Annotated in this window: 18 protein-coding genes; 7 read left to right on the top strand and 11 right to left on the bottom strand. The window is 67.7% G+C overall.

Annotated elements, in window-relative coordinates; genetic code table 11:
* Positions 1-149 precede the first annotated feature (149 nt).
* Positions 150-842, top strand: coding sequence for an HAD family hydrolase (locus A5678_RS26035; protein ID WP_068049105.1), 693 nt, complete (start codon positions 150-152; stop codon positions 840-842).
* On the opposite strand, the gene A5678_RS26030 is transcribed toward A5678_RS26035, so the two are convergent.
* On the bottom strand, positions 810-1310 hold the full coding sequence (locus A5678_RS26030) for a DUF6328 family protein (RefSeq protein ID WP_068049103.1): 501 nt from the start codon (positions 1308-1310) through the stop codon (positions 810-812). The genes A5678_RS26035 and A5678_RS26030 overlap by 33 nt on opposite strands.
* A 192-nt stretch (positions 1311-1502) precedes the next feature.
* Positions 1503-1871, bottom strand: coding sequence for an STAS domain-containing protein (locus A5678_RS26025; RefSeq protein ID WP_231983773.1), 369 nt, complete (start codon positions 1869-1871; stop codon positions 1503-1505).
* A gap of 161 nt (positions 1872-2032) precedes the next feature.
* Here A5678_RS26025 and A5678_RS26020 point away from each other — a divergent pair, with 161 nt between their 5' ends.
* The 6 genes from A5678_RS26020 to A5678_RS25995 are packed head-to-tail and all read left to right on the top strand — an operon-like array spanning position 2033 to position 7639.
* Positions 2033-2929 (top strand): STAS domain-containing protein, encoded by an 897-nt coding sequence (locus A5678_RS26020; protein WP_068049098.1) that lies wholly within the window; start codon positions 2033-2035, stop codon positions 2927-2929.
* 22 nt (positions 2930-2951) lie between these two features.
* Positions 2952-3341: an STAS domain-containing protein gene (locus A5678_RS26015; protein ID WP_068049096.1), complete on the top strand. Its 390-nt coding sequence runs from the start codon at positions 2952-2954 to the stop codon at positions 3339-3341.
* Positions 3331-3741 carry an anti-sigma regulatory factor gene (locus A5678_RS26010; protein WP_156747095.1) on the top strand — a complete coding sequence of 137 codons (411 nt, stop codon included), beginning with the start codon at positions 3331-3333 and terminating at the stop codon, positions 3739-3741. The genes A5678_RS26015 and A5678_RS26010 overlap by 11 nt, the downstream gene beginning before the upstream one ends.
* Positions 3734-4360, top strand: a complete 627-nt coding sequence (locus tag A5678_RS26005; protein ID WP_068049090.1) for a SpoIIE family protein phosphatase — start codon at positions 3734-3736, stop codon at positions 4358-4360. Before A5678_RS26010 ends, A5678_RS26005 begins: the two co-directional genes overlap by 8 nt.
* Positions 4357-6576 (top strand): SpoIIE family protein phosphatase, encoded by a 2220-nt coding sequence (locus tag A5678_RS26000; protein WP_068049087.1) that lies wholly within the window; start codon positions 4357-4359, stop codon positions 6574-6576. The genes A5678_RS26005 and A5678_RS26000 overlap by 4 nt, the downstream gene beginning before the upstream one ends.
* Positions 6577-6619: 43 nt before the next feature.
* Complete coding sequence (locus A5678_RS25995; RefSeq protein ID WP_068049205.1) at positions 6620-7639, top strand: iron-containing redox enzyme family protein; 1020 nt, start codon at positions 6620-6622, stop codon at positions 7637-7639.
* Here the strand turns inward: A5678_RS25995 and A5678_RS26855 are convergent.
* The 9 genes from A5678_RS26855 to fdh all read right to left on the bottom strand — a co-directional run bounded on the left by A5678_RS26855 (position 7587) and on the right by fdh (position 17945).
* Positions 7587-7835: a CDGSH iron-sulfur domain-containing protein gene (locus A5678_RS26855; RefSeq protein ID WP_082945752.1), complete on the bottom strand. Its 249-nt coding sequence runs from the start codon at positions 7833-7835 to the stop codon at positions 7587-7589. The two genes, A5678_RS25995 and A5678_RS26855, sit on opposite strands and share 53 nt — an antisense overlap.
* Positions 7832-8521, bottom strand: a complete 690-nt coding sequence (locus tag A5678_RS25990; protein WP_068049084.1) for a HemK2/MTQ2 family protein methyltransferase — start codon at positions 8519-8521, stop codon at positions 7832-7834. Before A5678_RS25990 ends, A5678_RS26855 begins: the two co-directional genes overlap by 4 nt.
* Positions 8522-8620: 99 nt before the next feature.
* On the bottom strand, positions 8621-9175 hold the full coding sequence (locus A5678_RS25985; protein WP_068049080.1) for a type 1 glutamine amidotransferase domain-containing protein: 555 nt from the start codon (positions 9173-9175) through the stop codon (positions 8621-8623).
* Between the two features lie 24 nt (positions 9176-9199).
* Complete coding sequence (locus tag A5678_RS25980) at positions 9200-10372, bottom strand: zinc-dependent alcohol dehydrogenase (RefSeq protein WP_068049077.1); 1173 nt, start codon at positions 10370-10372, stop codon at positions 9200-9202.
* Positions 10369-11298, bottom strand: a complete 930-nt coding sequence (locus A5678_RS25975; RefSeq protein WP_068049072.1) for an SRPBCC family protein — start codon at positions 11296-11298, stop codon at positions 10369-10371. Before A5678_RS25975 ends, A5678_RS25980 begins: the two co-directional genes overlap by 4 nt.
* Positions 11299-11477: 179 nt before the next feature.
* Complete coding sequence (locus tag A5678_RS25970) at positions 11478-12464, bottom strand: LLM class F420-dependent oxidoreductase (protein ID WP_068049070.1); 987 nt, start codon at positions 12462-12464, stop codon at positions 11478-11480.
* A gap of 139 nt (positions 12465-12603) precedes the next feature.
* Positions 12604-13689, bottom strand: coding sequence for an NrfD/PsrC family molybdoenzyme membrane anchor subunit (gene nrfD / locus A5678_RS25965; RefSeq protein ID WP_068049067.1), 1086 nt, complete (start codon positions 13687-13689; stop codon positions 12604-12606).
* Positions 13690-13696: 7 nt separating this feature from the next.
* Entirely contained in the window at positions 13697-14659 is a 963-nt protein-coding gene (locus tag A5678_RS25960) for a 4Fe-4S dicluster domain-containing protein (RefSeq protein ID WP_068049202.1), read from the bottom strand.
* Complete coding sequence (gene fdh / locus A5678_RS25955) at positions 14622-17945, bottom strand: formate dehydrogenase (protein WP_231983772.1); 3324 nt, start codon at positions 17943-17945, stop codon at positions 14622-14624. The genes A5678_RS25960 and fdh overlap by 38 nt, the downstream gene beginning before the upstream one ends.
* Positions 17946-17983 lie beyond the last annotated feature (38 nt).

Raw genomic sequence — 17983 nt, 5'->3', positions numbered from 1 at the left:
CCGATCGGGCCGCCGCCCAACCCGGCCATCCGGCGGCTGAGGAGCCGCAACCGATTTGCGGGTCACGCTCCGCGGTTACCCGCCGTCCCCGAACCCAAACGAGACAGCGCGCTGGTGTCAGCCGGCCCCGGCCTGGGTATGCCGCCCAGATGAAACCCGCCGTTCTGTTCGACGTCGACGGAAGCCTGGTCGACTCCAACTATCTGCACGTACACGCGTGGCTACGCGCCTTCGACGCCGAGGGCCTGCCCGTGGCCGCCTGGCAGATTCACCGGTGCATCGGTATGGACGGCTCCACGCTGGTGCGAACGCTGTCCAATGACGCCCCGGACGAGGTCCAGGAGCGGCTGAGCGACGGGCACAGCCGCTACTACCGGGAGAGCACCCCGCTGCTCGCGCCGTTGCCCGGTGCCCGCGCCCTGCTGCGCCGCGTCGCCGAGCTCGGTCTGCAGGTGGTGCTGGCCACCTCGGCACCCGACGACGAGCTGGAGATCCTGCGCAAGGTCCTCGACTGCGACGACATCATCTCCGCAACGACTTCGTCACGCGACGTCGACACGGCGAAACCCGAACCCGGCATCGTGCAGGTCGCCCTGGACCGGGCCGGCGTCGATGCCGACCGGGCCGTGTTCGTCGGGGACGCCGTGTGGGACGCACACGCCGCTGCGGGCGCCGGATTGCCCTGCATCGGCCTGCTCAGCGGCGGCATTGCCCGCGAGGAACTGCAGGCGGCGGGCTCGTCGCCGATCTTCGCCGACCCGCAGGACCTGCTCGATCATCTGGATTCGACCCGCATCGCCGAACTCGCCCTACATGCCGCGGGTGCGCAGCAGCACCGGTAGCAGCCACCAGAAGAACGTAAACAGCGTCAGCGCACACGCTCCCGCGATCAGGGCCGGGCTGCGCCCGGCCACGGCGGCGAACACGATGATCGTCACCCCGGTCAGGGCGAGGCCGAGCAGCGCCAGCCCGGCGTACGCGCAGCGGTGCGCTGCGGACACCAGCACCTGTAGGCGATGGCGCCGGAAGAGCATCCGGTGCATGCCCACGGGAGCGATCAGCAGCACTGTTGCACCCACCGAGCACCCCACGGTCGCGAGATAGGCGTCGCGCAGGAGCGGGGCCAGAACGTCGAAACGTTGCTGAAACGGCAGCGTCAGCAGGAAACCGGTGAGCAGCTGCACACCGGTCTGCACCACGCGCAGCTCCTGCAGCAGGCTGTTCCAATTGCGGTCCAGCCGTTGGATTTCGGTTTCGCCACGCTGGTGGCTGTCCCACCGCTGGTCGTCTTGCGGATTATCGACGTCCATAGGCGTCGATCATCGCACCAGTCGCATGCGCCAGTACCGTTTCACGCCGGAGGGCCGCGGAATTCGTTATCCGCATTCGCCACGTGAATTGATTTCGGGGGCCGCCAATTTGCGACCGCTATCGCATGATACGCCGGCAATTCGCCAAAAACGTTGTCGCGCAACCACGGCTATACCGCCGCGCAACGGCGATTAGCGGTTGACGTTGTCGTCCCGCACCGCGGTCAAGGCGTCGTCCAGCGTCGGGTACAGCGGGAACGTTTTGTCCAGGCCGGTCAGGTGAATCGGCCGCCTGGTCGCCGGGCCGCGCGCGACCACCCCGAACCCCGTCGACCTGCCCAGCTTCTCGTATGTCGCCGCCAGGATCTTCAGCCCCACCGAACCGAGGAATTCCACCGCCGAGAGATCGATGACCAGTGCCGTCGGGCTCTCCGCGACAACCGCGCCGATGGCCTGTTCCAGGGCCGGCGCCGTGACCAAATCGATTTCGCCGCTGACGCTGACCACGGACACCCCATCATGGTCCTCGACCAACGTGGTAATCGAATCAGGAGCTGACAATGGCGATCCTTTGTCCTGGGCTTCGGGTGTGGTGCAAGCCTAGCCTGCGTTGCGAACTGCGAGAAGAATATGCCCTCAACACCCGCCCCGCGACAACCCAGGCTAGTCTCGCAAATCGAGCCTGCACACAGCGGCGCGCGGACCGGCACCCGGGAGGCAACATGTCAGATTCGCCGGCGGAGTTCAGCAGCGCGGGCGCCACCGCGGTCAGCATTTCCAGCGAGGGCCTGCTGCCCCAGCTCGTCCAGCACCTGCGGCAGAACCGAACCGTGCTGCGCGAGGAATGGGCGCGCAGGATCACCGAGGCCGAGCTGCTCACCGCGATGACGCCGGAGGAGCTGTTCTCCGAGGCGACCGCCGTCTACGACAACTACGTGGAGGTGCTCGAGACCGGTAGCGTCGAGGCGCTGCAGGCCTACGCGCGCGACCTGTCCGAGCGCATCATTCCGCGGGGCGTGGAAACCGACGAGGTCGTCGGCATCGTGTTGTTGCTGCGTGACGTGCTGGCGCGCTCGTTGTTCGAGAAGTACCAGACCGAATTCGAGATGCTAAACCGGGTCCTGGACGCCTACGAACCGGCGGCCAACCGCATCGCCAACACCGTGGCGGTCAGCTTCGTGCAGGAACGCGAGCGCATCATCCGCCAGCAGCAGGAGGCGATCCGCGAGCTGTCAACGCCGGTGCTGCAGGTGCGCGAACAGCTGCTGATTCTGCCCATCATCGGTGTGCTCGACTCCCAGCGCGCCCGCCAGGTCACCGAGCAGCTGCTGAGAGCCATCCGCGCGAACCGCGCGAAAGTGGTGGTCATCGACATCACCGGTGTGCCGACCATCGACTCCACGGTGGCCAACCACCTGGTGCAAACCGTCGACGCCTCTGGGCTGATGGGCGCCAGCGTCATCATCACCGGCCTGTCCTCCGAAATCGCCCTGACGCTGGTGACCATCGGGTTGGACCTGTCGAAGATGAACGCCGTCGGCGACCTGCAGGGCGGCATCGAGGAAGCCGAACGCCTGCTGGGCTACGAGGTCACTCGCACCGGCGAGCAGCCGGGATAGCCCCGAGGAACCCGAGCGCGCCATGCCCGTACCGATCCTGAAACAGGGTGCGATCCTCATCGCCTCGGTCCAGGCCGCGCTCAGCGACTCCGATGCCGAGCGGCTCCGCTATGACCTCATGGAGCGGGTCAGCCGGTTCCGCGCGCAGGGCATCATCGTCGACGTCACCGCAATCGACGTGATGGACTCGTTCGCCGCCCGGTCGCTGCGGACAATTGCGCACATGACCCGGCTCCGCGGCGCGGACACGGTGATCGTCGGCCTGCAGCCGGAGGTGGCCTTCGCAATGGTCCAGCTGGGTTTGGCGTTCGACGACATGAACACGGCGCTGGACCTCGAAGAGGGCCTCGCCCTGCTGAATCGTCAACTGGCGCAGCGGAAACCGACGATCGGGCGCGATGGTGACGACTGATATCGTCGTCGCCATCGACAATTCCGACGACATCGTCGAAGCTCGCAAAGCCGGACACCAACTCGCACTCGATCTGGGATTCTCCCTCACCGACGTCACGATGATCGCGACGGCGATCTCCGAGATCGCGCGGAACATCACCAGCTACGCCGGCCGCGGCGCCGTCCGGGTCTTCGTGGCCGACCGCGACGGCCGCAAGGCGCTGGTGGTGCGCGCCGAGGATCAGGGGCCGGGCATCGCCGACATCGAGAGGGCGATGGAGGACGGGTATTCCACCGGCCGCGGATTGGGGATGGGCCTGCCGGGCTCCCGCCGGTTGATGGACAGGTTGCTCGTGGAGTCCGCGCTCGGCCGGGGGACGGTCGTCGAGATGTGGAAATGGGTCCCGCCCGATGCGTGATAACGGCCGGTTCGGTCCGATCGAGTGGGCAAGGGCGGGTCGCCCCCTGCCCAGCGAGTACGTCTCGGGCGATCGGGGGCTCGCAATCGACCTCAACCGCGATGCCGCGCTGTTCGGCGTGGTGGACGGCCTCGGCCACGGTCCAGACGCCTCAACCGCCGCGCTGCGCGCCATCGAAGCGGTCAAACGCTCCAGCTCGGAGCGGCTCGAAGTCTTGATCCAGCTGTGCCATCGTGTGCTGGAGGGCACCAGAGGAGTGGCGATGACGTTGGCAAGGGTGGACTTCGCCGCCAACACGCTTACCTGGGCGGGCGTCGGCAACGTCACCGCCGACCTGGTGGCCAAGTCCCCGACCGGTGTCCAAGTTCGATCCAGTGCGCGGCTGACCGCGGGCATCGTCGGCTACCGCATACCGGAAATCAGGCCGGCGCAGGTTGTTTCGATGCGCCCCGGCGATCTGCTCGTGATGAGCACCGACGGAATCGCCGAACATTACCTCGACCACATCGACTTTGCGGCTCCCGCCGTCGCCATCGCGGAAGAACTCCTGGGCAAGGACGCGAAGGAAACCGATGACGCCATGGTGCTGGCCGCCCGGCACCGGGGGGCCTCGACATGAACGACGACGACTTCCACGCCCAGTACGCGACCGCCTTGCGCACCTACCTGGAGGCGCGTGACGAGGACAGCCTGGCCGTCGCGTACGAGCTCGGGCGGCGGGCCCTGCAGGACGAGGTCAGTCTGCTGGCCATCATCGAGCGCCACGTCCAGCTGATCCTCGGACTGACCAAGGACATCCGCATCGACGCGCCGGTCGCGCTGGAATTCCTGTTGCAGATGCTGGTCCCGCTCGACATCGCCACGCGCGGCTTCCTGGACGGCAACCGGCGCTACGCGCGCGAGCGGGCCCGCGCCGAGGGCTTGGCCGACCGCGACAAATTCCGCACCGCGCTGGTCAATTCGTTGCAGGAGGGCTTCTTCGTCGCCGACCACGAGGGCTCGGTGATCGAGATGAACAACGCCCTGATCGAAATCCTCGGCTATCCCGCCGAGGGCCTGCCCTACCGGTGGCCGCACCCGTGGCTGGTCGACCAACAGGGCGCCACCCAGCAGCAGGCGCTGGTCCGCAGCATCGGCAGCACCGCATACGAGACGCCGATCCGCCATCGCGACGGGCACCTGGTGTGGGTGACGGTGAGCATCAACGCGGTCCAGGGCAGTGGCAGCGACCAGGACGTGTTCGTGGGAACGATCCGGGACATCACCGCCGAACGGGCCTTCGCCGCACGGGAAAGCGCGGTGCTGCGCCTGGCGACGGCGGTGGCGGTGGCCAAGAGCGTGGACGAGCTGCTGTCCATCACCCTCACCGAGTGCACCGCGGCGATCGACGTGCAACGGGTGATCGCGATCTCCTGGCCGGCCGGCGAGGGGGAACCGACTGTCCAGGTGGCGGGCGAACAGTCCGAAACCTCGTGGCGCAGGCTGGATCCATGGTTGCGGCAGACCTTCGAGAATGCGCGCCATCAGCTGCCGTTGACCGCAAGAACGGTCGAGCGACCCGAAAATCCCGGCAAGGCACAGGGATTGGTGGCCGTGCTTTCCGGCGCGGGCGACCTGGCATTGTGGCTCGAGCTCCGCTCGCCGCGCTGGGTCAGCGCCGAAGACCGGCTGCTGATCACGGTCCTCATCGGTCACCTCAGCCTGGCCATGCAGCATGTCCGCCAATTCGAGAGCGCCCGCGAGACATCGCTGACGTTGCAGCGCGCCCTGCTGCCGACGCTGGAGCCACCCCCGGGCTTCGCCGTGCGATACGAGCCGGCGGTGCCGCCCCTGGAAATCGGCGGCGACTGGTACGACGTGCTGCCGATCGGCGATCATCGCATCGGCATCGTCGTCGGTGACTGCGTGGGCCGCGGGCTGCCGGCCGCCGCGGTCATGGGCCAGCTACGCAGCTCGGCGCGAGCGCTGTTGATCAACGGGGCCGAGCCCGCGCTGTTGCTCGAGCAACTCGACTCGGCGGCATCGCTCATCCCGAACGCGTACTGCACCACCGTCTTCCTGGCGATCCTCGACACCGAATCCGGTGTCCTGCAATACAGCAACGCCGGCCACATGCCCGCCGTGCTCGTCGGCTCCGAGCCCGGCACGACGGTGATGTTGACCGATGCCGCGTCGGTGCCGCTCGCGGTCCGCCGCACGGAACCCCGCCCGCAGACCAGCCGCGTGTTGCCGGCCGGCTCCACCCTGATGCTGTTCACCGACGGGCTGGTCGAGCGCAAACATGAGTCGATTGATGACGGAATGAACCGCGCCGCAGCGGTTCTGGCCAAGACGACGACGTTGCCGTTGGATTCTGTCGCCGACGCGGTCCTGCGTGAGCTGGCGCCCCCGGCGGGATATGACGACGATGTGGCGATGGTGATCTACCGGCACCAACAGTCCCCGCTTCGGATCGAAAGTGAGGCCAGCGCAGGACAGTTGGTCGGTATGCGGCATCGCCTGGCCGAATGGCTACGCGCCGCCGAGGTGCCGGACGAATTGGCCGCCGACATCGTGTTGGTGATCAACGAGGCGTGCACGAACTGCGTCGAGCACGCGTACTCCGGACAGCCGCTGGGGATGATGGTGCTCGACGTCGAACTCGCGGACGGCGAACTCCGCGCCCGGATCGCCGACCAGGGCTCATGGAAGACTCCAGAGGTCAACCCCGGCAACGGTGGGCGGGGACTGGTGCTGATGCGCGCGCTCAGCAGCGCGACGGAACTCGACTACACCACCACCGGCACGACCGCGAACATCACCTTCCGCCTGCCCGCTGACGGCGGCCAGGGGTGACGCCACACCGTTTGTGGCGCCTGGATTGCGGGTAGTCGTGGGCGTGACCCGCGCATCGATCACCACCGAACCCGCCCTGCCGGCGGCACACGGGCCGCTGTCCACCGCCGTCCGTCGCGCCCTGACCGGACCACCGTCGCATGACCACCTGACCCGCATCGGCGCATCGGTGCGCGATTCGGATCCCTACGGCCTGGATCTCCAGCTGGCGCTGTGCATGTGCTACGAGCTGCACTACCGGGGCTTCGCCGGCGTGGACCCCGGCTGGGAATGGAATCCGGCGCTGCTGGCCCTGCGCGGCGAGCTCGAACGCGTTTTCCTGGCCGGCGTGCGCCGCGACGTGGGGTCCATCGCACCGGATCAGACCGCCGCCGCCGAGATGGACGCCATCTCGGTCGAACCGGTCGACGGCACCGGTCCGTCGTACTACCTGCGCGACACCGGCACGTGGCAGCAGATGCGCGAATACTTCGTCCACCGGTCGGTGTATCACCTCAAAGAGGGCGATCCGCACGCATGGGCGATCCCGCGGCTGCTGGGCATCGCGAAAGCCGCTTTCGTGGCAATCGAATTCGATGAGTACGGCGCCGGGCAGGGCCCCCGGCTGCACCAGCAGCTTTTTGCAGACCTGATGGCGGCCGCGAATCTGGACACGACGTATCTGGCGTACGTGGACGCCGTTCACGCCGAAGCGCTGGCGGCGGTCAACCTGATGTCGCTGTTCGGGCTGCACCGCGAGTTGCGTGGCGCCGCGATAGGGCATTTCGCATCGACGGAGATCACCTCCCCGCCCGGGTCCCGGCGGATGGTGCAGGCCCTGCAGCGGATGGGGGCGCCTTCGCCGTGCGTCGAGTTCTACGCCGAGCACGTCGAGGCGGACGCCGTGCACGAGCACGTGGTGCGCATCGACGTGGTCGGGGACCTCGTCGAGCGGGAGCCGCACCTCGATCGCGACATCGTGTTCGGGATCCGCGCGCACGCCGCGGTCGAAAACCGGTTGGCCGACGCGGTTATGGCGTCGTGGCAGCAGGGTCGGACGTCGTTGCGGAGGGCGCTGGACTAGACGTCCGGCGGGCCAGATTCCGGCACCTGCGATGGCTGGTGTCGCACAAGGGATACTTCTCGCTGCGCCGGCAGGTGCAGATGGCCACCATGAACCGGTCGGACTCGACGACTTCCCCGTTGGGCATCTCGATGCGCACCGGGCCGGAGACGAGCACCGGCCCGCCCGCAACCACCTGGACTCGGGTGGTGGTCACCGCTTGTCCGCCCGGATCACGATCAACTCCTCTTCCCGGCGTCCGCGGGGTATCAGGCCGACGCTCTCCAGCCACTTCGCCCGCGCCGTCATCACCGGACCGAACGGAATCCATTTCGAAGCAACGACTTTCGCGTCCATGCCGGCCCACTTCAGCGAATCCAGTGATTGCTGGACACCGGCGAGCGCGGAGTGCACGAGCAGGAGAGATCCACCGTCGCACAGCAACTTCGGCGCCGCTTCGCACAACGGATCCAGCACCATCCGGCCATCCGGGCCGGCGTTCCAGGCCCACGATGGCCCCGCGCTCGGAATGATCGGCTCCGTGTCGCCGTGCGGCGGTGTCGGCACGTACGGCGGGTTCGACACGACCACGTCGAACGGCGCGCAGTCGAGGGCGTCGCTCCACGTGCCCTTGCGGATATCGACGGTCACACCCGAGGCGGCCGCGTTGCCGCGAGAACTGCCCACGGCGTGCGAGCAGATGTCGAAGGCCGTGACGTCGGCGCCGCCCATCTTCGCGGCCGCGATCGCGACGAACCCGCTACCCGTACACAGGTCGAGAACGCGTCGTCCCGGAATGAGCGAACTTTCATGCATCACATCTACCAGCATTCGGGAATCGTCTTGTGGCTGATAAACGTTCGAAGCAGCCGAGACAGCAGGTTCTGGATACGTTGTGGTCAAGGTTGGCCTTTCGACAGATCGCCGCGGCGATCACTGCTTGGCCTGTGTAATGCCCGCAAACCGATGGCTTCAAACGGAGTGGGCAAAGGCATTTTTCGGCTAACTCGCAGGTGCATGTGCGAATTGCTTGACGATGGTCGCGCAAAACGCCGGAAGGTCCTTCGGCGAGCGACTGGAGATCAAATTGCCGTCGACGACGACCTCCTCGTCCACCACGTTCGCGCCCGCGTTGCGCAGGTCGGTGCGGATGGACGGATACGACGTCAGCGTCCGGCCCTTCGCCACACCGGCTTCGAGCAGCGTCCACGGGCCGTGACAGATCGCGGCGACCGGCTTTCCGGAGCCGACGAAGTCGCGCACGAAGGATACGGCGGTGCTGTCCATCCGCAACTTGTCCGGATTCACGGTGCCGCCCGGGAGTATCAGGCCGTCGAATTCGGCGACCGACGCTTCCGATACGGCCCGGTCGACTTTGCAGGTCCCGGCCGGTTCGAGGTCGTGGTTGCGAGCCTGGATTTCGCCGGCCTTCAGCGAAAGTAGTTCGACTTGTGCGCCGGCCTCTTCGAGCGCCGCGCGGGGTTGTTCGAGTTCCACCTTCTCGACACCGTCCGCCGCGAGAATCGCGACTTTCTTGCCTTCCAATTCATTTGCCATGGCTATTCCCGTTCAACCTTTCGATTACGTCGGATTGAGGATGACTTTGGTGCAGCGGTCCTCTTTGTTCTTGAAGATCTCGTAGCCGTGCGGCGCCTGGTCGAGGCTCAGGTGGTGGCTGACGACAATGGTCGGGTCGATGTCGCCGTTGCGAATCCGGTCCAGCAGCGGGCGCATGTAGCGGTGCACGTGACACTGACCGGTCTTGATGGTCAGCGATCGGTTCATGACCGCGCCGATGGGGAATTTGTCCATCAGTCCGCCGTACACCCCGACGATCGAAAGGGTGCCGCCGTTGCGGCAACTCATCGCGGCTTCCCGAATGGCGTGCGGGCGTTCGGTTTCCAGCCGCGCCGCCTGCTTCACGCGGTCGTAGGCATCCACCGGGGCTGATCCACTGCGCGCTTCCATTCCGGCCGCGTCGATGCAATGGTCGGGTCCCCGGCCGGCGGTGATATCTTGAAGCTCCTCGAGCACCGACGTTTCGGCGAAGTTGACCGGTGTGGCGCCGATTTGCTTCGCCAGCTCGAGACGGTACGGAACCCGGTCGATGGCAATGACTTTCGACGCTCCGAGTAGATACGCGCTCATGATCGCGAACAGGCCGACCGGGCCGGCGCCCCACACCGCGACCACGTCACCGGGGGTGATGTCGCACATCTCCGCGCCCATATAGCCGGTCGGCAGGATGTCGGACAGGAACAGCACCTGCTCGTCGGTCAGGTCGTCCTCGATCTTCAGCGGCCCGACATCGGCGAACGGCACCCGCGCGTATTCGGCCTGGCCGCCGGCGAAGCCGCCCAGCATGTGTGAATAGCCGAACAGGCCCGCCGGGGAGTGGCCCATGAATTTCTCCGCGATGCCGGCGTTCGGATTGGAGTTCTCGCACAGCGAGTACAGGTCACGTCGGCATGCGGAGCACGCCCCGCACGCGATCGGAAAGGGCACCACCACCCGATCGCCGATGGCCAGGTTGTTGACCGCCTTGCCGACTTCGACCACCTCGCCCATGAATTCGTGCCCGAGGACGTCGCCGTGCTTCACGGTAGGGATGTAACCGTCGTAGAGGTGCAGATCGGAACCGCAGATCGCCGTCGAGGTGATGCGCACGATCGCGTCGCGATCGTTGAGGATCTTGGGGTCCGGAACCGACTCCACTTGGACACTGTTGCGGCCCGTCCACACGGTGGCTTTCATACGCTGGCTCCTTCGTTCGGTTGAGCGGGCCGCTGATGCAGCTGACGGGCCGCCGCCGTCCCTTCGGGGGACCCGTCCGAAAGCAGCACCTGGCCGGTTTCGAGGATCTGCTTGAAGCGGCGCAGGTCGTCGTTGACTTGTTGTTCGGGGGACTCGCCGAACAGGCTTGCCGTGGCCTTCCCGAACAGGCCGCCGGGGATGTGGTAGCCGATCCTGACGCGGACTTCGGTGCCGTCGCCGGTGGCGGTGGGCGTGAACTCGACACTCCCGCCGTTCTCGATCACCGAGCCGGGCAGCGACTGCCACGCGATCCGCCTGTTGGTGTCGTCCTCCGTGATCTGCGCGTCCCACTGCACCGACTGTCCGGCCGGAGCGTTGGCGACCCAGTGCGACTGCCCGTCGGCACCGGTGGTGACGGACTTCAGGTGGTGCATGAAGCTGGGCAGGTTCTCCAGGTCGCGCCAGAAGCGGTACACCTCCTCCGGCGTGCGCCGCACGGTGACCGCGGCGCGCAGGGTGCGGTGCCGGGCGCGGTTAACGTGCCGGCCACCGCCGTTGACCGTGCGCAGTGCCGTGTACACGTCGAGCCCCGCTATGCCGGTGAGCAGGACGGCCGAGACGGTGCCCTGCCGCCGTCGCCCCGGGCCGCGGGCGGCCACCCCGGCCACCAGCAGCGCCATATCCAGGACGTCGCCGGCCACCCGCGTCCACACCAGCTTGTCGGGACCGCCCAGCAGCGCCGCGCCGTGACCGCATTCGCGCGCACCCAGCGCGCGGATGACCCGTCGTGACCGGGGAGTGTCGTCGACCCCGGCGAACGCAGCAACTTTTTCGGGGACCATCAGCTCGCTCAAACCCAGCCCGAAACTGGCGCCGCTCAGCGCCTTGACCAAAGCCGAGGTGGTGGTGGCGGATCGATCGCCCATCGTCAGCTCTCCTTGCCTTGCGGCGAACGTAGTCGGGGCAAAGTTGCTGCAAGACAGCCGCTTTGCAGAAGTCGGGTAGTCCGCGCTGCCAGCCGGTGTTCGCGCGCCGCACCACCCGTACTCACCGGGTGCGCACGATTGAAGGCGGATACCCGGGCAAATACCACCCAAACCTGGGATCAGGCTGCCGCTTTACGCAGCGCGGCAAGCAAAGGTTCGGCGGCTTCGGACAGGAAGAGGTCCTGCGAGTCCCCACCGACCTGGACCAGCGCCACGTCGGTGAACCCCGCCTCCCAATAAGGCCGGACGGCCTCGACAATCGCGTCGAGGTCGGGGCCGCAGGGGATGGAATCGGCCACGTCTTCGGGCCGGACGAACTGGGTCGCGCCCGCGAAACCGGCCGGCGTCGGCAGGTCGGCGTTGACCTTCCAGCCGCCCGCGAACCAGCGGAACTGCTCGTGGGCGCGTTTGATCGCGGTGTCGCGGTCGGGGTCCCAGCACACCGGAATCTGGCCGACCACGCGTCCGCCACCGGCCAGATTGGCGGCCTGACGCGCCGCGTGCCAGGCATCGACGAGTTCCCCGTCTGGCTCCACCGCGACGAAGTGGTCCGCCAGCCGGCCGAATTTGTCGATCGCCTTGGTGCCGCCCATCGCGACCGCGATGCCGATCGGGACCTCGGGCACGTCCCACAGGCGCGCGGAGTCCACCTGGAAGTAATCGCCGCTGAAGTTCACCAGCTGACCGCCGAACAGCTCGCGGATGATCTTGATGGCTTCGCGCAGCATGTCCTGGCGACGCTCGACCGTGGGCCAGCCCTTGCCGACGATGTGCTCGTTGAGGTTCTCGCCGGTGCCCAGCCCCAGGGTGAATCGGCCGTCGGACAGGATCTGCACGGTCGCGGCCTGCTGGGCGACGATCGCCGGGTGATAGCGCATCGTGGGGCAGGTCACGTACGTGTAGAGATCGACCCGCTCGGTGGCGTGCGCCACCGCGCCCAGCACGGCCCAGGCGTTGGGTGCATGCCCTTGCGTGGTCAGCCAGGGGGAGAAGTGGTCGCTGCACACCTCGAAGTCGAAACCCCGCTCCTCCGCGGAAACAGCTTGCCGTACAAGGTCTTTGGGTCCACTCTGCTCGGTCATCAGAGTGTAGCCAAAATTCGTCATGTTTCTATAATTACCCCTGTCCGCCCCGCGCAAACCGCGCCGACGGCCGCTGCGCTCGCGAGCGTAACCGCAGTGCGAGAGATCGAACCGAGAATCGCAGTGTGGCTACGCTCGCGAGCCGCGGCACACCGCGCCGCGTTCAGCCCGCGGTGGTGATCGAGTCTCCCGTGACGCCGGCGGCCCGGCGCGCCTGAAGCCGGCGTTTTTGCGGCTCGATCGTGTAGCGGGGTTGCCGGGTCGACTCCAGCCCCGCCTCGAAGAAGCCGAACCGCAGCATTGCCGACGCCGTCAGCAGCGCCAAACCGGACAGGGCGGCGACACCACGGTGGCGTCCGCCGAGCAATGCGCCCAGACCGCCCACGGCGGCGAGCCGTTCGCTCCAGGCCAGCAGCCGGCCGGGCCGGCCTTGGTGCAGCGGTTCCCGGGTCACCGGGTCCATCCGGTATTCGGTGAACCTGGCGGAAACCAGGTCGCCGATCGCGCCGATGACGGCCAGCCTGCGGGCGGGCCCGGCCTCGGCGACTCCGGTGGTGATCATCGCCAATCCCGACGCGGCCAGGCTCGCCGAGCTGACGAACACGAACGGCAGGTCCCGGTACGCGGCGTTCCAGGTCGGCGTCGCGGTGTCGGTGAGCAGCACCGCCGTGTAGACGGCGAGCGGCGGTGAGAAGACCGCGGCTTCCAATCCGGCCGGCCCCTCCACGGCGCGCAGAACGGGCCGCAACGGGCCCAACGGGATTCGCTCACCGGTCATCCGGTCGACCTCGGCGACCGCGGCCACCCCGATGCCGGCGCTGAAGAGGCTGAGGATCCAGGATCCGATGCTCATCGGCGAGGTCACCTTGACCGTCCGCAGCATGTTGACGAAACGCTCGGGCCGGCCCAGGTCCTTGACCAGGGCGACCGCGCCCACCATCACCGCGATCAGCGCGGATAGCCTTGCGTTGCGGCGCAATGTGTCTCGCCCGGTGAGCTGGGCCCCGGCCGCGAGCAGCCCGGACCCGCCCGCGACGCCACCCAGGAACAGGTACGCCGCAACCTCATGCCCCCAGGGTGCGGGCTTGACCACCGGGCGTCCGTAGTACGAGCCGAACTCGACATCTGGCACCATCGGCATCTCGCGCGCACCGTCGCCGCCGCCCCGGCGACCCGACCGCCTGCCCCTCCGGTGCTTGCCGCCCGCGGGCTCCGGCGGACGCAGACTGTCGTATTCCGAAGTGCTCATGGGCTTTTCACCGACCCCTCCAGAACGCCACCGCCGCGGCGGCGAACATCCCCGCCGCCGCCACGCCCGCTCGTTTGAACATCTGCGGCAGGTCGGCCGTGCACACGCGCGGGTCCGGCGGCAGGCCGTAGACCTCGGGCTCGTCGAGCAGCAGGAAGATCGACCCGGTTCCGCCCACGCCGTCGTGTTCGTTGGCGCCGTAGAGGCGGGCCTCCGTCAAACCCTGGGCGTGCAGCGCGGCCACCCGTTCCCGCGCCTTGACCACCAGGTCGTCGTGGTCGCCGAACTTGATCGACGTGGTCGGGCAGGTCTGGGCGCAGGCCGGGATCTGGTCCTCCACGAGGCGGTCGTAGCACAGCGTGCACTTCTGGGCGACCCCGGTGACGAACTTCTCGGCGGGACGGTCGGGGCTTCTTGTGGGCGTCGCATAGGTGCCATCGCTGCGACGCTCCACCACGCCGAACGGGCATCCGGCCACGCAGGTGCCGCATCCGTTGCAGACGTCGTCCTGCACGACGACGGTGCCGAACTCGGTGCGGAACAACGCGCCCGTCGGGCAGACGTCCAGGCAGCCGGCGTGCGTGCAGTGCTTGCACACGTCCGACGACATCAGCCAGCGGAATTCCGGCGTGTCCGGCGGCGTGACGTCTTGGCGCCCTGGGAGTGCCGGCATGCCCAAATCGGTTAGGGCGCGTCCGGATTCGCGCGCCTCCTCGATCCGGTCGCGGCCCTGCTCGATGAAGGCCACGTGCCGCCAGGTGCTCGCGCCCAGGGAACCGGTGTTGTCGTAGGACGAGCCCAGCAGCTCCAGGTCGCCGTCGCGCGGGTTGCGGTTCCACTCCTTGCATGCGACCTCGCAGGCCTTGCAGCCGATGCAGATCGAGGTGTCGGTGAAGAATCCCTTGCGCGGCTTGGGTTCCGCCCAGCCGGCGTCACTCGTCGGGTCGGTCGGTCCGCTCAGCTGACCCATCGGCTCCCCCTTTCCAGACGCCGTCGCTGATCCGCACGTTGCCGGTCTCGGTGGTGGCCCCCGAGCGGGACTGATACTCGGCGATCAGGCGCAGCAGGCCCTCGCCCCGGGGCCGGCGCCCCGGGCGGATGTCGCACGAGCCGGCCTTCGACTCCTGGATCTGCACGTTGGGGTCCAGCGTCACGCCGAGCAGGTCGTTGGCCGCGTCCCCGCTGACCACGGCATCGCCGCCCACACCCCAGTGGTACGGCAGCCCGATCTGGTGCACCGTGTGGCCGTTGATCACCAGCGGGGCAACACGTTTGGTGACCAGCACCCGGGCTTCGATCGCCGCGCGCGGCGAGACGATGGTGGCCCACCCGTACGGCTCGAGGCCGCGTTCGGCGGCCAGCTCCGGCGACACCTCGCAGAACATCTCCGGTTGCAGCTCCGAGAGGTAGGGCAGCCACCGGCTCATCCCGCCGGCGGTGTGATGCTCGGTGAGCCGGTAGGTGGTGAACACGTACGGGTACACGTCGGCCCCGGGCTCCCCGGCGCTCGGCGCGCTCAGATTGTCCTTGCGCGGGAAGGTGATTCGCCCGGGGTTTCGCTGCTGGGGATACAAGGCGTTGGCAACCGGCGACTCCTGCGGTTCGTAGTGCGTGGGCAGCGGGCCGTCGACCAAGCCCTTCGGCGCGAACAGCCACCCCTTGCCGTCGGCCTGCATGATGAACGGGTCGTCGCCGGCGAGCGCGTCGGGGCCGCCGAGGTCCGGGTCGGGCCTGCTGCCCGGCGCCCGGTCGGCGACGAAGTCGGGCACGTCGTAGCCGACCCACCGTTGCTTCTCGGAGTCCCACCACACGTACCGCTTCCGTTCGCTCCACGGCTTGCCGTCCGGATCGGCCGACGCGCGGTTGTAGAGGATTCTCCGGTCGGCCGGCCAGGCCCAGCCCCACTCCTGCTGGCTCGGCGACTCACCGCCGTGCGGGACGCGGCGCGCGGCCTGGTTGGTGGCGTTCGCGTAGACGCCGGTGTAGATCCAGCAACCGGCGGCGGTAGACCCGTCGGCGCGCAACTCGGTGTACGACGACAAGGGATCGCGTTCGGTGACGTGATAGCCGTTGATTTCGGCCAATACGGCTTCGCCGTCGGGTTCGCCGTGCTCGTCGGTCGGGTAGTCCCACGTCAGGTCCAGCAGGGGCCGGTCACGCTCGTCGGTCGATCCGGCCAACCGCTGCCGGATCCGCTTGCCGAGTTCGAAGAAGAACTGCAATTCGCTCTGGCACTGGCCCGGCGGCTCGACGGCCTTGTGCCGCCACTGCACCAGGCGCTGGGTCTGGGTGAACGATCCCGCCTTCTCCACGTGCGTGGCCGCGGGCAAGAAGAACACCTCCGTCTCGATATCCTCCGTTTTCAGTTCGCCCGAAGCGATTTCGGGCCCGTCCTTCCACCAGGTGGCCGACTCGATGAGGTTGAGGTCGCGCACCACCAGCCACTTGAGGTGGGACATGCCCATGCGCTGCATCCGGCCGTGCGCCGATCCGACCGCGGGGTTCTGGCCCAGCAGGAAGTAGCCCTCGACCTCGTCGGCCAGCATCCCCATCACGGTCTGATACGTGCCGTGCGGCCCGGACAGCCGCGGCAGGTAGTCGTAGGCCCAGTCGTTGTCCTTGGTGGCCGCATCCCCCCACCACGCTTTGAGCAGGCTGATCGCATAGGCGTCGGAGTTGGCCCAGAAGCCCTTCTGCTTCTTCGATCCCACCGCGTCGAGGTAGTCGGCCAGGGTGTCGTGCATGCCCGCCTTGGGCATCGCCAGGTAGCCGGGCAGCAGGTTGAACAGCGTGGGGATGTCGGTGGAGCCCTGGATGGTGGCGTGCCCGCGCAGCGCCATGATGCCGCTGCCCGGGCGGCCGACGTTGCCCAGCAACAGTTGCAAAATCGTTGCCGTGCGGATGAATTGGGCCCCGAGGGTGTGCTGTGTCCATCCGACGGCGTACGCGAAGCAGGTGGTGCGCTCGCGGCCCGAGTTTTCGACGATCGAGCGGGCGAGGTAGTCGAAATCCGTGCGGCTGATGCCGCACACGTCGGTGACCATCTCGGGGGTGTAGCGCGCGTAGTGGCGCTTGAGGATCTGGAAGACGGTGCGCGGGTGCTGCAGGGTTTCGTCGCGCTTCACCCGGGCGTGCTCGAGCGGGGGGCCGCCGCTGCCGTGCTCATGACCGGCTCCGCTGTCCGCGGCGGTGGCGCCGTGCGTGTGGCCGCCACCCGCGGAGTCGATCTGGCCGTTCCCCTCTTCGTCGTAAGCCCACGTCGACGTGTCGTACTGCCCGGTCTCGGGGTCGAACCCGGAGAACAGGCCGCCCAGATCCTCGGTGTCCCTAAACTTTTCGTTGATCAGGGTCGCGGCGTTGGTGTACGCGACGACGTACTCGGAGAACCACTGGTCGTTGGTGAGGATGTGGTTGATGAGCGCGCCGAGCAGCACCACGTCCGAACCGGCCCGGATCGGGATGTGTTTGTCGGACACCGCCGAGGTTCTGGTGAAGCGCGGGTCGACGTGGATGACCCGCGCGCCGCGGGCCCGGGCCTCCTCAACCCACTGGAATCCGACCGGGTGGCACTCGGCCATGTTGGAGCCCTGGATGACGATGCAATCGGCGTTGGCCATGTCCTGCAGTGTTTGGGTGGCGCCGCCGCGCCCGAAGGAGGCTCCCAGACCGGGAACCGTGGCGGAGTGTCAAATACGAGCTTGGTTCTCGATCTGGATGGCGCCCGCGGCGGTGAAGAGTTTCTTGATGAGGTAGTTCTCTTCGTTGTCCAGCGTCGCCCCGCCGAGGGCGGCGATGCCCATGGTGCGGCGCAGCAGGTTGCCCTTCTTGTCGATGTCCTGCCAGGTGTGGCGGCGGGACTCGACGAACCGGTCGGCGATCATGTCGATCGCGGTGTCCAGCTCGAGGGGCTGCCATTCGGTCGCGCGCGGCGGACGGTAGAGCACCTGCAGCTGCCGGCCCGGCGAGTTCACCAGCTGTTCGCTGGCGGCGCCCTTGGGGCACAGGCGGCCTCGCGAAATCGGCGAGTCCGGGTCGCCCTCGATCTGGACCACCCGCTCGTCCTTGACGTAGACGCGTTGGCCGCAACCGACCGCGCAGTAGGGACAGATGCTCTGCACCACGCGGTCGGCCGTCGTCGTGCGCGGCGTGACGGTGCGGGTCCGCTTGGAGGTCACGGCCGACCCGCGGCCGAGCTTGTCAGGTGAACGCAGCTGACGCAGGACGGGCCACTCCAGAAAAATCCTCCGCATGGGCATGACTCCTACCCTAGTGCGCGCCGCCGAAACCTCGCTCG

Origin of the sequence: Mycobacterium sp. E2733, assembly GCF_001667585.1 — a bacterium.
In the GTDB taxonomy this organism is placed as follows: domain Bacteria; phylum Actinomycetota; class Actinomycetes; order Mycobacteriales; family Mycobacteriaceae; genus Mycobacterium.
Note: the sequence above shows the minus strand (reverse complement) of the source record. Positions and strands in the feature narration are given on the sequence as shown.

Coding starts and splice junctions, on each gene's coding strand:
- A5678_RS26035 (WP_068049105.1), top strand. CDS start 150: ATGAAACCCGCCGTTCTGTTCGACGTCGACGGAAGCCTGGTCGACTCC.
- A5678_RS26030 (WP_068049103.1), bottom strand. CDS start 1,310: ATGGACGTCGATAATCCGCAAGACGACCAGCGGTGGGACAGCCACCAG.
- A5678_RS26020 (WP_068049098.1), top strand. CDS start 2,033: ATGTCAGATTCGCCGGCGGAGTTCAGCAGCGCGGGCGCCACCGCGGTC.
- A5678_RS26015 (WP_068049096.1), top strand. CDS start 2,952: ATGCCCGTACCGATCCTGAAACAGGGTGCGATCCTCATCGCCTCGGTC.
- A5678_RS26005 (WP_068049090.1), top strand. CDS start 3,734: ATGCGTGATAACGGCCGGTTCGGTCCGATCGAGTGGGCAAGGGCGGGT.
- A5678_RS26000 (WP_068049087.1), top strand. CDS start 4,357: ATGAACGACGACGACTTCCACGCCCAGTACGCGACCGCCTTGCGCACC.
- A5678_RS25985 (WP_068049080.1), bottom strand. CDS start 9,175: ATGGCAAATGAATTGGAAGGCAAGAAAGTCGCGATTCTCGCGGCGGAC.
- A5678_RS25980 (WP_068049077.1), bottom strand. CDS start 10,372: ATGAAAGCCACCGTGTGGACGGGCCGCAACAGTGTCCAAGTGGAGTCG.
- A5678_RS25975 (WP_068049072.1), bottom strand. CDS start 11,298: ATGGGCGATCGATCCGCCACCACCACCTCGGCTTTGGTCAAGGCGCTG.
- A5678_RS25970 (WP_068049070.1), bottom strand. CDS start 12,464: ATGACGAATTTTGGCTACACTCTGATGACCGAGCAGAGTGGACCCAAA.
- nrfD (WP_068049067.1), bottom strand. CDS start 13,689: ATGAGCACTTCGGAATACGACAGTCTGCGTCCGCCGGAGCCCGCGGGC.
- A5678_RS25960 (WP_068049202.1), bottom strand. CDS start 14,659: ATGGGTCAGCTGAGCGGACCGACCGACCCGACGAGTGACGCCGGCTGG.